We start from the raw sequence: 13,019 nt of genomic DNA on the forward strand, positions 1-13,019 counted from the left end.
TCTGCGGTTGCCGGCCAGCGGCCGGCACTACCGGATCAGTGGCCTCAGGCCGCCATCGCCACCTTGCGCAGGCGGTCCAGCACGAAGTCGGCCAGCTCGTGCGGCGAGTACTTGGCCACGAAGGCGTTTGCGCCGACGCGCTCCACCATCGCATTGTTGAATACGCCCGACAGGGAGGTGTGCAGCAGCACATACAGCTCGGACAGGCCGGCGTGGCGCCGGATTTCCGTCGTCAGCGTGTAGCCGTCCATCGCCGGCATCTCGATGTCCGAGATCACCATGGCGTAGCGGTCGGCCGGGTTTTCACCCGAGGCGTGGATCTGCAGCAGGTGGTCCAGCGCCTGCTTGCCATCGGAAAGCAGGGTCGCGCCGACCCCCAGCTGGTCCAGCACGCTGCGGATCTGCTGGCGGGCGACGCGGGAGTCGTCCACCACCAGCACCTGCAGCTGCGGGGCGTCGGCCGGCATGGCCATGGTCGGGTCCAGCACAGCCTCGCCACGGATCTGGGCGATGTCGGCCAGCACGCTTTCCACGTCGATCACCTGGATCAACTCGCCCTGGAAGCGGGTCACCGCGGTCAGGTAGCTCGACTCGGCGCCCAGCTCCGGCGGCGGGTGGATGTCCTCCACCGCGATGTTGACGATGCGCTCGACCCCGCTCACCAGGAACCCCTGGATGGAGCGGTTGAACTCGGTCACCACCAGGTAGCCGGGGGCGGTGTCCGCGTCCGGCTCACGCTCGGGGTGGCCGATGGCCAGGCCCAGGTCCAGCACCGGCACCGAGCGGCCACGCACGTCGGCCACGCCGGCGAACTGGCCGGGCAGTCCGGGTACCTGGAACAGCTCCGGGCGGCGCAGGACTTCCTGCACCTTGAAGACATTGACGCCAAAAAGCTGACGTCCGCCGAGACGGAACAGCAGCAGCGCCAGGCGATTGTGGCCGGCCAGTCGGGTCCGCTGGTCGATCCGGTTGAGCAGGTCATGGGACATGGCTGCTGTATCGGCGCAGGGGGGGCCGAACTTGAGGGCGTTGTGTCGCTTGCGATGCATCCTGTAGGGTCGACCGTTGGTCGACCGCTCTATTGGTAGGGTCGACTGTTAGTCGACCGCCCGATTGGTAGGGTCGACTGTTAGTCGACCGCTCGATTGGTAGGGTCGACTGTTAGTCGACCGCTCTATTGGTAGGGTCGACTGTTAGTCGACCGCTCTACAAGGGCAGGGCTCTGGCACGCCGCTTGCACGCACCCGGCCAGGTCTTTCCGAGCAGGAGGCGCCATGCGCCGGATCACATCTCTATTGGGCATTGCACTGGCGCTCGCCTCGCCGTGGGCGGCCGCTGTCGATTGGCAGCCGGTGGCCAGCATCCGCACGGCGGCGCTGTCGACCCTGGCGGCCGGCAGCGAGGGCGAGGCCGTGGTGGCCGACGCCCTGCGCCTGCCGCGCTGCGGGGCCGCCCTGCAGGTGCAGCCCACCGCCAACACCACGGTGGAGGTCAGCTGCCCCGACGCCGGGGGCTGGCGCCTGTTCGTGCCGGTGAAGGTGCGCCACAACCAGGCGGTGCTGGTGCTCACCCGTGGCATTGCCACTGGAGAAACCCTGGCAGCGGCCGATATCAGTACTGCCCAGCGTGACGCGGCCCGGATCGCCGGCGCCGTATTGTCCGATCCCGCAAGCGCTGTCGGTCGTATCGCCCGCAGGCCGCTGCAGGCCGGAAGCCTGCTGTCGGCCAACGACCTGGTCACCGAGCGTCTCATCAAGCGAGGAGACAGCGTGGCCCTGGTGTCCCGGCGCGGCTCGGTCGAGGTGCGCATCGCGGGCCGGGCGATGGGCGATGCAGGCGAGAACGAGCGCGTTTCCGTTGAAAACCTGTCCTCCCGCCGCATCGTGCAGGGGACAGTGGACGCCCATGGTGACGTAATCGTGGCGCGTTGAAAAAGTAAGAGATTTCCCTAAAGATCACGGCCCTGCGGTCGTTATCCCTTGTGAACGGCAACTCCAGGACACCCCATGAGCCAGAAAATCGACGGCAACCTGCAGGTCCCCCAGGCACTGCGCAGCGTGACGACCCCGGCCACCAAGCCGGGCGTCAGCGGTGATGCACCGGCCCGCCCGGTGGAGGCCGCTGACAGCCTGCGCCTGACCGGCGAGGCGACCAACCTGCAGGCGCTCGAGCGTGAGCTGAGCACCGCCCCGGCCATCGACACCCAGCGTGTCGCTGCCGTGCGCGAGTCGCTGCAGAACGGCAGCTACAAGATCAATCCGGACGCGATTGCATCGCGCATGCTTGAACTGGACCAGCAGCTGCAGGGATGACCGCGGCGATGAGTGAACATCTTCAGCGACTTGCCCAGGCCCTGGATGTCGAACACCAGGCCCTGGTCGAGCACGATGTGCACGCGCTGATCCGCGCTACCGGCGCCAAGCTGGAGGCGCTGCGTGCCCTGGATTCGACCCCGCCGCTGGGCGAGGCCGAGCAGCTGCAGGCGCTGGCCGAGCGCAACCGCGCCAATGGCGTGCTGCTGTCGCGCCGCCGCCGCGAGGTGGATTGGGCGCTGCGCCAGCTCGGTCGCACCGAGGCATCGTCCTCGTACGACGCCAAGGGCCAGGCGCACACGGTCAACGCACGCCGGCCACTCGCCGTCGCCTGACCGGCCCGGGGCGCACCCCGGCGGTAGATCCACGCCATGCGTGGATGCGGTCAGGCTGCTGCGCTGCGCGGCAGCGCGTATATTGGGCGCCTGTTCGCAAGCCCCCGAGTCGCCGTGTCTGCCGCCAACGCCCTGGTTACCGCCCCCCTTCCCCCGCAGCCGGTGCTGCAGGCCCTGCTTGAGCGCCTGCGCGAAGGGCTGCTGCTGTTCACCGAAGACGGCCAGGTGGCCCTGGCCAACCCGGCCGCGCAGAACCTGCTGGGCAGTGAAGAAGCCGCCGCAGCGGCCCCGCAGCGCCTGCGCGAGCTGCTGCCGCCGGATGCGCTGGAGCAGGCGCGCCTGCACGGGCAGTGGAACGGCAGCCTGCCGGTAGGCGAGGGGGTGGTCATCGCCCACCTGTACCACCACGGCCAACCCGGCAGTGGCCACTACCTGGCCCTGTTCCGCCCCATCGAAGGGCAGGAAGACTACGAGCGCGAACTGCAGCAGCGCCATGCCGAACTGCGCCAGGCCTACCTGCGCCTCAACGGCACCCAGGAAAAGCTGCTGCAGTCGGAAAAGATGGCCTCCATCGGCCAGCTGGCCGCCGGCGTGGCGCACGAGATCAACAACCCGATCGGCTACGTTCACTCCAACCTCGGCAGCCTGCAGGAATACCTGCGCAGCCTGTTCACCGTCATCGAAGCGTACGAGCGGGCCCTGCGCGCGCCGGACCCGAAGGCGCTGATTCCGGAAATCGACGATATCCGTGACCGCCTCGACATCGATTTCATCAGCCGCGACCTGCCGCAGCTGATGGCCGAATCGCGCGAGGGCATCGAGCGGGTGACCCGCATCGTGCGCGACCTGAAGGACTTCTCGTATTCCGGCCGCGACGAGTCGTGGAAGCTGGTGGACCTGCATTCCGGCCTGGAATCAACCATCAACATCATCTGGAACGAGCTCAAGTACAAGGTCACCCTGCACCGTGAATTCGGCCAGCTGCCGCTGGTGGAATGCCTGCCGTCGGAGTTGAACCAGGTCTACATGAACCTGCTGCTCAACGCCGGCCACGCCATCGCCGAGCGCGGCACCATCACCGTGCGCACCGGCGTGGACGGCGACACGGTCTGGGTCGAGTTCGAGGATACCGGTGGCGGCATTTCGCCGGAGCTGCGGCAGCGCATCTTCGATCCGTTCTTCACCACCAAGCCGGTCGGCAGTGGCACCGGCCTGGGCCTGTCGATCTCCTACAGCATCATCAACAAGCACCACGGCCGCATCGACCTGGACAGCACGCCCGGCGTCGGCTCGCGCTTCCGCGTGGTGCTGCCGGTGAAGCAGCCGCGCTGACGGCATCGGGTAGTGCCGGCCGCTGGCCGGCAACCCCATGGAATCGGGCACCCTGGGCAGCCGGCCAGCGGCCGGCACTACCGGGGCCTGAACCTCAACGCAGCGGCGTGCGATCCTCGCCGGCGTCTCCCGCTTCCACCGGCGTCGGCCCGGCATTGCTGCGCCGTTGTTCCTCGTACGTGCGGAATGCCTGGTGGATGTGCTTGCGCAGCTCATCATCGTTCCAGGGCTTGGTCAGGAAGCGGTAGATCGCACCCCGGTTGATCGCATCGGTCACCGTGTTCAGATCGGTGTAGCCGGACAGCACCAGGCGGATCGTGTCCGGGTAGAGCATCTTCACCCGGCCCAGGAACTCGGTACCGCTCATGTCGCTCATGCGCTGGTCGGACAGGATCACCTGCACGTCGTTGATCGCCAGCAGGTCGAACGCATCGCGCACGTTGCCGGCGGCCAGGATGCGATAGCCATCGCGACGGAACAGGCGCACCAGCGAACGCAGCACGTTCTCTTCGTCATCCAGCAGCAGCAGTGTGCGGTCCGGGCGGGTTTCGGCAAACGCTTCCGGGCGCAGGTAGCGGCGACGAAGGGTCATGCCGGCGGCATCGGCCGACATCGGTTCGCCGAATAGATAGCCCTGGAACACATCGCAGTCGTTGCGGCGCAGGAAGCCCAGTTGCGCCTGCGATTCCACGCCATTGGCGATCACCGTCATGCCCAGCTGGTGGCCCATGGCGATGATGGCGCGGGCGATGGCGGCCTCGCGGTTGCCGGCCGGCGCGCTCTTGATGAAGCTGCGGTCGATCTTCAGCTTGTCCACCGGGTAGCGCACCAGCGCGCTCAGGCTGGAATCGCCGGTGCCGAAATTGTCCAGGCTCAGGCTGATGCCTTCATTGCGCAGGTTGGCCAGCGTTTCGTGGACGAAGTTGACGTTGTTGGTCAGCGCGCTCTCGTTGATCTCCAGCGTCAGCATCTGCGCCGGCACGCCCGCCGCCTGGATCAGGCCCATCACCTCGGCAAAGAAGTTCGGCCGCAGCAGCTGCAGCGTCGACACGTTCACGGCGATGGTGAAGTCATCGAAGCCCTGGTCGCGCCACAGCCGCGCCTGCTTCAGTGCGCCTTCCAGCACCCAGGTGCCGATCTGCACGATGATGCCCAGGCGCTCGGCGGTACGCATGAAGCGCTCCGGCACCAGCATGCCCAGCGTCGGCGACTGCCAGCGCAGCAGCGCCTCCATGCCCACCACGTGGCCGTCGCGGGCGCTGACCAGCGGCTGGTAGCGCAGCTTCAGTTCGCCATTGGGAATCGCGTCGACGATCTGGCGGGCGATGATGCTTTCGCTGTGGGCGCTGGGCGGAGTGTCGACCGCGTGGATGCGCACCGCATTGCCACCCTCGCGGGCAGCCTGGTACAGCGCATCCTCGGCGTGGTCCAGCAGGCGCGAGGCGCTGCTGGCGTGCTCCGGGCACAGGCTCACGCCCAGCTTGCCGGTCATGAACAGGGTGTACGGCAGCACCGACAGCGGCAGTTCCATCTGCTGGCGGATTTCTTCGGCGAAGTCCTCCGGCAGCGGCAGGTCGGCAGTACGCGGCACCGCCAGCAGGAACTCATCGCTGCCATGCCGCCACAGCTTGCCGCGGCCGCGCAGGTAGGACTGCAGGCGCTGGGCAACCAGCACCAGCGCCTGGTCGCCGACGTCGGCACTCATGTTTTCGTTGACCGATGCGAAGTGGTCGATGTCCACGTGCATCAGCATCAAGGGGGTACCGCCGGAGGCGGCTTCAGTGACCATGACCTGCAGCTCGGGGTTGCCGGCGCCCAACCGATCGGGGGCGTCGTCGATGCTGACAAGGGGCATGTTGGGGTTCCACATGGCTCAGTATTCCGGGGAATCAGCGGCGGCCGCAGTGGCCGCCTGGTAGGGAAGGTGGACGTCGACGAGGGTACCGGCGCCATGCGCCGACTCGATATGGACATGGCCGCCGACGCTCTGCGCACGTTCGCGCATCACGATCAGGCCCAGCCCGCGCGGGCCGTCCGGGTCGAAGCCCTCGCCGTCATCGCGGATCTGCAGGTGCAGGCCGCGCTGGTCGACATCGCGCAGCTGCAGCTGCACCTGGCTGGCACGGGCGTGGCGCAGCACGTTGGTCAGGCTTTCCTGGGCGATGCGGAAGCAGGCCTGCTCGATGCTGTTGTCCGGGCGCGAGGGCAGGGTATCGATTTCGGCCAGCAGCTCCACCGGCGAAGAACGGAACAGCACCCGCGCCTGCCAGCTCAATGCCGCCTCCAGGCCCAGTGCATCCAGCTGTGGCGGGCGCAGCAGGGTGGAGATGTCGCGCAGCTTGCCCACCGTGGTGTCGGCCAGGCTGACGATCTGCGCCAGGTCCTCGCCGCGGCGCTGCGCGTCCTCTTCATCCTGCGCCGCATACGCAGAAAGCTTGATGGCGGTGATCGCCTGGCCGATGTCATCGTGCAGGTCGCGCGAGATGGCGCGTCGCTCGTCTTCCTGCAGCGAGAACAGGCGGCCAGCCATGGCCTGCAGTTCGCGGTTGCTGGTTTCCAGTGCGGTGCGCGTGCGCTCGGATTCGCTCAGGTCGCGCACGATCAGCAGCTTGCAGTCGCGGCCGCCGTAGCGCACTTCGCCCACGGCCAGGCCCGCATGGAAGCGGCGGCCATCGGCACGCTGCATCACCACCACGCTGTTGTGGCCGGGGCTGTGCTGCGGCTGCCCGGCGCGCAGCTGCACGCGCACGCGGTCCAGTTCGGTCGGGTCCACCAGCGCATCCAGCGGTTCACCCAGCAGAGTATGGCTGCCATAGCCGAACAGGGCCGCGGCCCAGGCGTTGGCGTACAGTACGTGCTCCTCGGACAGGATCACCACGCCGTCGGGCAGCACCCGCACCAGCTCGCGGAACTGCTCCTCGCGCTCACGCAGCAGGCGGCGCGACTGCTCGCGCTCGGTCACGTCCTGCAGGGTGCCCAGCACCCGCTCGCGGCCGGCCTCATCCAGGCCACTCGCCGCGCGCAGGTGCACCATCAGCGAGCGGCCGTCCATCGACAGCACTGGCAGCAGTACGTCCACCTGCGCCGTGGGGCTGGTACACAGCTCGGCCAGCAGCTGCTCGGTCTGGGCCGCGGTGGTCGGGTCGGCCGGTACCAGCAGTTCATCGAAGCGGTGCCAGCGCCGTGCCTCGGGCGGGCGCCGGCCAAGCAGGCGGTACACCTGGTTGGAATAGCGGCCGAGGCCGCTGGCCGGGTCCAGCTCCCAGGCGCCGATGCGGGCCAGCTCGTGAGCCTCTTCCACCCGCGCCAGGGCCTGGTCGCGGCGCAGCTGGGCCAGGTCTTCGGCCGTGCGGTCGATGGCGATCAGCAGGCGGGCGTTGCGCCCGTCATAGTCGATCGCGTTCGAGCGCAGTTCCATCTGCCGGACGCTGCCGTCGCGCAGCTGCAGCGGGGTGCGCAGGATGCAGATCTGCTCGGGTGCCTCGCGGATCGCCTCCAGCTTGGCCTGCAGCACCAGCCGGTCGCCAGGCGCCCACAGCACGTCGATGGCCTGCTGCAGCAGTTCGTCGCGCTCCCAGCCGAAGGCGAGGCAGGCGGCGGGATTGGCATCGAGGATGGCCAGGCTGTCCAGGTCGTAGACCAGGATCGGCCCGGGGTTGCCCTCGAACAGCTGCCGCAGGCGCAGCTCCGAGCCCTGCAGGCGGGTATGGGTGCGCAGCACGTGCTCGGCCAGTGGCCGCAGCAGCAGGTACAGCAGGCCAGCGCTGGCAAAGGCGAAGAAGGCGTCCTTCACGGTCTGCCAGAACGCCAGCTGCTGCGGGTCCGGCACCAGGGCCGCCATCGCACCATCGGTGGCGATCATCCACGCCAGCGCCAGCACCAGGTAGCTCAGCACCACCCGGCGACGGTCACGACCCAGCGCCTTCGCCATCTGCGGGTCGGGAGCGGGGGCGGTGCCGGTCGGTTCTGCGGGCATGGACAGGGCAGGGAGAGGGGGCGCCGGCCATATTACCGCGCAGGTGCGCCCAGGCACTCAATTATCCGCTGGACGCGCCGTTAACCACTGCGTGCCCCGCTGTCGGGCGCGCCATTCCGGAGCAACATCGCGTGGACCAAGGGATCATCGCCAGCCTGCTGCAGCACCCGCTTGCCTCGGCGCTGGTCATCGTCGACCGTGGCGGGCGCCCGCTTGCAGCCAATGCGGCCGCGCGCGAGCACGGCCTGCCGTCGACGGTGGCGGCCTACGCGCCGATGCTGGAGGACCTGCGCCTGCTTGCGGCCGACGGTGGCATCGTTGCCTGCACCCTGCCGGGTGGCCCCCGCGGTCACTACGATGGCTACCTGCGCGCGGTACACGATGGCAGCGGCAACCTGCTGGCCTTCACCCTCAGCGTGCCCGAGCCGGTGCCGGTGGATGCGGGCGGGCGCTGGGAGCTGGCCCTGGAAAGTGCAGGCCACAGCCTGTGGGACTGGGACATTCCCAGCGACCGGGTGGTGCGCACCCCGGCGCTGGTGGACGAGACGGCCAACGCCATCATCGCCCGCGTGCACAGCGACGACCTGGGTGACATGCGCGCCGCGCTGGACGAACACCTGCGCGGCCATAGCGAGCAGTACAGCGCCCAGTTCCGCTTCCGCCAGGAAGACGGCCAGTGGCGCTGGGTGCTGGATCGCGGCCGCGTGGTCGCCCGCACCGCCGATGGCCAGCCGCTGCGCATGGTCGGCACGCATACCGATATCGAGCAGCAGAAGCAGCTGGAAGCGCTGCTGCAGGAACAGCAGCTGCACCTGAGCGAGGCCCAGCGCATCGCCAGCATGGGCAGCTGGTCGTTCGACCCGACCAACCACCGGTTCTGGTGGTCGCCCGAGCTGCGCTCGCTGCTGGCCCTGGAGCCCGGCGAAGTGCCCGGCCAGCGCCGCTGGCTGAAGCAGCTGCACCCGCGTTCGCGCGGCGCGCTGCGTGCTGCGTGGCGCCGGCTGTGGCGTGACGGCCGCGCTGCCAACCTGGAACTTGAACTGACCCGTGGCAGCGAGCCATCGCAGCACCTGCGCCTGTGGATGCAGCCATTGCTGGACATGGATGGCCATCCCAAGCGCCTGCTGGGCCAGGTGCAGAACATCACCGAACAGCACCAGACCGACGCGCTCATCCGCTGGCGCACCGAACTGCTCAACCGCGTGTCAGCGCTGGGCCGCATCGGTGGCTGCGAGATCGAGGTCAGCACCCGGCACATGCAGTGGACCGAGGAGTGCTACCGCATCCACGGCCTGCGCAAGGAACCGATCACCCTGGACCAGGCGCTGGCGCTGTACACCGAAGATTCGCGCGCGCACTTCGAGGCCGCGCTGGAGCGCATTGCCGGTGGTGGCCTGCCCGAGCAGCTCGATCTGTGCTTCTACCGCCAGTCGGGCCTGCGCGTGTGGGTGCAGGTGCTGATCGAGCTGGACCGTCGCGATGGCCTGCCGCCGCGCTTCGTGGTCCTGTTCCGTGACATCACCCGCGAGCGCGAAGCCAACGAGCGCATCGAGCTGCTGGCTCATTACGATCTGCTGACCGGCCTGCCCAACCGTGTCCTGCTCGGCGAGCAGACCGCCGAGGCCATCGAAGAGGCCCGCGACCGCGGCACCTCGCTGGCGATGCTCTTCATCGATCTGGACGGCTTCAAGACCATCAACGACAGCTTCGGCCACGCCACCGGCGATGCGCTGCTGAAGGCCGCCGCCACCCGCCTGCACCAGAACCTGCGCAACAACGATCTGTTCGGCCGCTTCAGTGGCGACGAGTTCATCGTGGTGCTGCGTGACCTGGCCGAGCCGGAAGATGCCGGCCACGTGGCGCGCAAGCTGATCGGCTCGCTGGCCGAACCGCTGCGTCGGGGCGATACGACCTTGAAGGTGGGCGCCAGCGTGGGCATCGCGATGCTGGGCGATACCCAGACCGATTTCGACTCGCTGCTGCGCGCCGCGGATGCCGCGATGTACGCGGCCAAGGAAGCGGGGCGCAACACTTACCAGTACTACAGCCAGGATGCCCTGGCGCGCATCCAGCGCCGCCTGGAGATCGAGCACGGCCTGCACGGCGCGATCGAGCGTGAGGAGTTCAGCCTGGCCTACCAGCCGTTGCTGCATGCCCACCACGATGAGCCGCCCGCGATCGAAGCGCTGCTGCGCTGGCATCGCCCGGGCATCGGCTACTGCAGCCCGGCCGAGTTCATCCCTATTGCCGAAAAATGTGGCGAGATCGTCCGCATCGGCGACTGGGTGCTGTCTGAAGCCTGTCGCCAGGCATCGGCATGGGACCGCGCCGGCCTGCGCTTCGAACGCATCGCGGTGAACGTGTCGGCCGTGCAGCTGCGCGACCGTGGTTTTGCCGAGCGCGTGATCGAGATCTGCCACGCCCACGGCTGGCCGCCGCAGCGCTTGGAGCTGGAACTGACCGAATCGGCGCTGATCCGTGACACCGACATCCTGCGCCACTGTTTCGACGTGCTGGAGCGGCATGGCGTTCCGCTGGCGGTGGATGACTTCGGTACTGGCTTCTCCAACCTGCACTATCTCAACCGCTTCCCGGTAGGCCGCCTGAAGATCGACCGGAGCTTCGTGCAGGGCATGCTGCATGACACGGGCACGGCCGAAGTGACCCAGGCCATCGTCCACCTGGGCCATGCGCTGGGCATGAAGGTGGTGGCCGAAGGCGTGGAGACGCACCAGGAAGAAGACATGCTGCGCCGGCAGGGCTGCGACGAGATTCAGGGCTACCTGTACTCACGCCCGCTCAGCCCGCGCGACCTGGCACTGTGGCTGCGCCAGCAGCACGCCGCCCCGGAAGTCGCCCTGGCCCGGTAGCGCCGGGCCATGTCCGGCGGCACTGATCTGTGCCTTGGTGGGTGCCGTCCGTTGGTCGGCACTGATGCCACGACCCGCGATCATCCACGCACGGCGTGGATCTACTACCGGGCTGCGCCCTGGTGGGTGCCGACCGTTGGTCGGCACTGACGCCACGACCCGCGACCATCCACGCATGGCGTGGATCTACTACCGGGCTGCGCCCTGGTGGGTGCCGACCGTTGGTCGGCACTGATGCCCGCATCGCATGGAACTACCGCAGCCGCGCGCGCACCGCGTCAACAACGCCGGCATACCGCCGCCGCTGGATGTAATACCCCATGTAGAATACCAGCAGGAACACCACCATCGGCCACGCCATCGGGCGCACCAGGACGATCGGCAGCAGCATCGCGGTAAACACCGGCGCGAACCAGCTGCATCGGCCAATCACCCGCACCTCGCGGCGCCGCGTGTCGACCACCAGCTGGCCGCGCAGCAGCGGGAAGTAGCGGCCCCCAAAATGCGGGGCGTAGCTCTCGCGGAACGCGACGCTGCCATCAGGCAGCGCATGGAACACCAGGCGCATCCACTTCTCGTCCGGAAGGTCATGCTCAAGCCCACCCAGCGAGAGCTGGGCCAGCTCGGCCGGAGATGCAGCAATGCGCTGGTTGAAAAGGGCGATGCCGGTGCCGAAGAAGAACGGCGCCCACCTGACGAGCAGCAGGACTTCGACCAGCAGCAGGGCGATCAGGGCGAGGGCCATCGGTCTTCCATGAACGGGACCGGCGCATCATGCCACAACGATTTCGCCACCCCGGTAGATCCACGCCATGCGTGGATGCTGCCCGGAAAGAGCTGCTTGCCTCAGGGCCTGTCCAGGGAGGGGGGGGGGGGCAGTCAGTCTTCTTCCATCAGGTCGCTGAGATCCAGAACCTGCGGATCAACGCCGTGCGCGACGATGTTTCGGATCATTCCGGGCCTGGGCCGAAGGGAATAGGCTCTCATCGCATGGATGGGATTGAATTCCAGCCACGGGCAGGATGAATGCCCCACGATAACCGGCATGTTGAAACTGATGTCTTTGGGATCATCCAGTAGCAGGGCCCATTTTCCGCCGTGGCGTTGGCGCACGACATCGCCCAGATATCGCGCAAACACAACCCTCAGAGCATCCTGTTCGTCCACCGGCAACGTTGCGGCCATCGTTGTGTACAAGGCCTCCAGGCGATCAAGGTTCTCCAGGCTGCCGTCAAGGTCGATGCCGCGGACCTGCGCTTGGGCGACCAGCCATTCAATCTGGTCGTCCATGATGATCAGGAACTGTTCGAATATCTCTTGCGCTTGTTCTGGGTTGAATGTCATGCCAACGCCCGGAAGGGAGTTCCGAGTGTGCCCTTGGACCTGGATCCAGGCCATGCAACAAGTCTGAAAAGATGGAGGGAGTAAGGTCGCTGGCGTGCATCCACGCATGGCGTGGATCTACCGGTCCATCAACGCAATGCCTGCGATGGCATAGCTGGCGATCAGCAGCCCGCACAGATACTCCGCCACGATGATCAGCCAGAAGGTGATCGGCTCGATTTCCCGCCACGCATCAAGGGTGCCGGCGCGGCGATGCTCACATGGATATGCCCGGTGTCGATGGCGTTTGCCGGCAACCAGGCGAACATGAAGGCCATCAGCAGGAACACCAGGCTGCCGAACAGGAATGCGACAGGCCGATGCCGGGGTGGCCGCAAGGTGGCGTAGGCGGGGCGCCAGGTAAAGCAGACCGCGATGACCATCATCGCGACGAATCCCAGCCAGGTCATGAACGTGGTGCTCATGCGACGACACTCCGTGTCCAGCCGTAGGCGGCGTGGGCGGATCATGCCATGAGTCTGGAACGTCTGGCGGCGAGCGCCATCCACGCGCGGCGTGGATCTACCTCAGCGCATCCCCATCCAGCCCAAGATCCCAGGCCATCCCCAGCAGTTCGCCGGCAGGCACCGGTGGGGCGGGGCGGGCATCGGCCAGCTGCTGCAGTTCCTCGATCTCTTCGCGTGCCACCGTCTCCAGCGCCTGCAACTGCTCACGGACACCCGGGTTGCGCGGGCGCTGGTTGGGGTCGATCGGGGGCAGGGCACGGATCAGGGTCATGGTGCGCGGGTCGGGAGCTTCCAACGGCAGGTTACAGGCAAAGGCCCCGAAATGACCGGGGCCTTGCGGGCTG

General features: G+C 67.6%; 12 protein-coding genes. 5 read left to right on the forward strand and 7 right to left on the reverse strand.

From position 1 onward, the window contains the following. Nucleotides 1-44: 44 nt before the first annotated feature. Complete coding sequence (locus C1927_RS10755) at nt 45-989, reverse strand: chemotaxis protein (protein ID WP_108746656.1); 945 nt, start codon at nt 987-989, stop codon at nt 45-47. Nucleotides 990-1,274: 285 nt separating this feature from the next. Between C1927_RS10755 and flgA the strand changes: the two genes are divergently transcribed. The 4 genes from flgA to C1927_RS10775 all read left to right on the forward strand — a co-directional run bounded on the left by flgA (nt 1,275) and on the right by C1927_RS10775 (nt 3,979). Beyond that, nucleotides 1,275-1,931, forward strand: a complete 657-nt coding sequence (flgA, locus tag C1927_RS10760; protein ID WP_108746657.1) for a flagellar basal body P-ring formation chaperone FlgA — start codon at nt 1,275-1,277, stop codon at nt 1,929-1,931. A 75-nt stretch (nt 1,932-2,006) separates the two neighbouring features. Beyond that, a complete protein-coding gene (gene flgM / locus C1927_RS10765; protein WP_079221847.1) occupies nt 2,007-2,312 on the forward strand; it encodes a flagellar biosynthesis anti-sigma factor FlgM in 306 nt (101 codons plus the stop codon). Further along, nucleotides 2,309-2,647 carry a flagellar protein FlgN gene (locus C1927_RS10770; RefSeq protein WP_079221848.1) on the forward strand — a complete coding sequence of 113 codons (339 nt, stop codon included), beginning with the start codon at nt 2,309-2,311 and terminating at the stop codon, nt 2,645-2,647. Before flgM ends, C1927_RS10770 begins: the two co-directional genes overlap by 4 nt. A 114-nt stretch (nt 2,648-2,761) precedes the next feature. Next, a complete protein-coding gene (locus C1927_RS10775) occupies nt 2,762-3,979 on the forward strand; it encodes an ATP-binding protein (RefSeq protein ID WP_079221849.1) in 1,218 nt (405 codons plus the stop codon). A 94-nt stretch (nt 3,980-4,073) separates the two neighbouring features. Here C1927_RS10775 and C1927_RS10780 read toward each other — a convergent pair whose 3' ends face one another. Further along, the gene (locus C1927_RS10780) at nt 4,074-5,849 is read right to left on the reverse strand and encodes an EAL domain-containing protein (RefSeq protein ID WP_079221850.1); all 1,776 of its coding nucleotides are present in this window, start codon (nt 5,847-5,849) and stop codon (nt 4,074-4,076) included. A gap of 3 nt (nt 5,850-5,852) precedes the next feature. Continuing rightward, the gene (locus C1927_RS10785; RefSeq protein WP_079221851.1) at nt 5,853-7,955 is read right to left on the reverse strand and encodes a PAS domain-containing sensor histidine kinase; all 2,103 of its coding nucleotides are present in this window, start codon (nt 7,953-7,955) and stop codon (nt 5,853-5,855) included. 131 nt (nt 7,956-8,086) lie between these two features. On the opposite strand from C1927_RS10785, the gene C1927_RS10790 reads away from it, so the two are divergent. Beyond that, nucleotides 8,087-10,825, forward strand: coding sequence for a GGDEF domain-containing phosphodiesterase (locus C1927_RS10790; RefSeq protein ID WP_108746658.1), 2,739 nt, complete (start codon nt 8,087-8,089; stop codon nt 10,823-10,825). 253 nt (nt 10,826-11,078) lie between these two features. Here C1927_RS10790 and C1927_RS10795 read toward each other — a convergent pair whose 3' ends face one another. From C1927_RS10795 to C1927_RS10810, 4 genes are all read right to left on the reverse strand, one after another. Then, the gene (locus tag C1927_RS10795) at nt 11,079-11,570 is read right to left on the reverse strand and encodes a hypothetical protein (protein WP_108746659.1); all 492 of its coding nucleotides are present in this window, start codon (nt 11,568-11,570) and stop codon (nt 11,079-11,081) included. A 134-nt stretch (nt 11,571-11,704) separates the two neighbouring features. Beyond that, entirely contained in the window at nt 11,705-12,223 is a 519-nt protein-coding gene (locus C1927_RS10800) for a hypothetical protein (protein WP_254051576.1), read from the reverse strand. Between the two features lie 140 nt (nt 12,224-12,363). Further along, nucleotides 12,364-12,633 carry a hypothetical protein gene (locus C1927_RS10805; protein ID WP_108746660.1) on the reverse strand — a complete coding sequence of 90 codons (270 nt, stop codon included), beginning with the start codon at nt 12,631-12,633 and terminating at the stop codon, nt 12,364-12,366. Between the two features lie 97 nt (nt 12,634-12,730). Then, nucleotides 12,731-12,946: a hypothetical protein gene (locus tag C1927_RS10810; RefSeq protein WP_108746661.1), complete on the reverse strand. Its 216-nt coding sequence runs from the start codon at nt 12,944-12,946 to the stop codon at nt 12,731-12,733. Between the last annotated feature and the right edge of the window lie 73 nt (nt 12,947-13,019).

Source organism: Stenotrophomonas sp. ZAC14D1_NAIMI4_1 (genome assembly GCF_003086775.1).
Taxonomy (GTDB): domain Bacteria; phylum Pseudomonadota; class Gammaproteobacteria; order Xanthomonadales; family Xanthomonadaceae; genus Stenotrophomonas.

Excerpts from the sequence above, each read along its gene's own strand:
- C1927_RS10755 (WP_108746656.1), bottom strand. The coding sequence starts at position 989 with ATGTCCCATGACCTGCTCAACCGGATCGACCAGCGGACCCGACTGGCC.
- flgA (WP_108746657.1), top strand. The coding sequence starts at position 1,275 with ATGCGCCGGATCACATCTCTATTGGGCATTGCACTGGCGCTCGCCTCG.
- flgM (WP_079221847.1), top strand. The coding sequence starts at position 2,007 with ATGAGCCAGAAAATCGACGGCAACCTGCAGGTCCCCCAGGCACTGCGC.
- C1927_RS10770 (WP_079221848.1), top strand. The coding sequence starts at position 2,309 with ATGACCGCGGCGATGAGTGAACATCTTCAGCGACTTGCCCAGGCCCTG.
- C1927_RS10780 (WP_079221850.1), bottom strand. The coding sequence starts at position 5,849 with ATGTGGAACCCCAACATGCCCCTTGTCAGCATCGACGACGCCCCCGAT.
- C1927_RS10785 (WP_079221851.1), bottom strand. The coding sequence starts at position 7,955 with ATGCCCGCAGAACCGACCGGCACCGCCCCCGCTCCCGACCCGCAGATG.
- C1927_RS10795 (WP_108746659.1), bottom strand. The coding sequence starts at position 11,570 with ATGGCCCTCGCCCTGATCGCCCTGCTGCTGGTCGAAGTCCTGCTGCTC.
- C1927_RS10800 (WP_254051576.1), bottom strand. The coding sequence starts at position 12,223 with ATGGCCTGGATCCAGGTCCAAGGGCACACTCGGAACTCCCTTCCGGGC.
- C1927_RS10805 (WP_108746660.1), bottom strand. The coding sequence starts at position 12,633 with ATGAGCACCACGTTCATGACCTGGCTGGGATTCGTCGCGATGATGGTC.
- C1927_RS10810 (WP_108746661.1), bottom strand. The coding sequence starts at position 12,946 with ATGACCCTGATCCGTGCCCTGCCCCCGATCGACCCCAACCAGCGCCCG.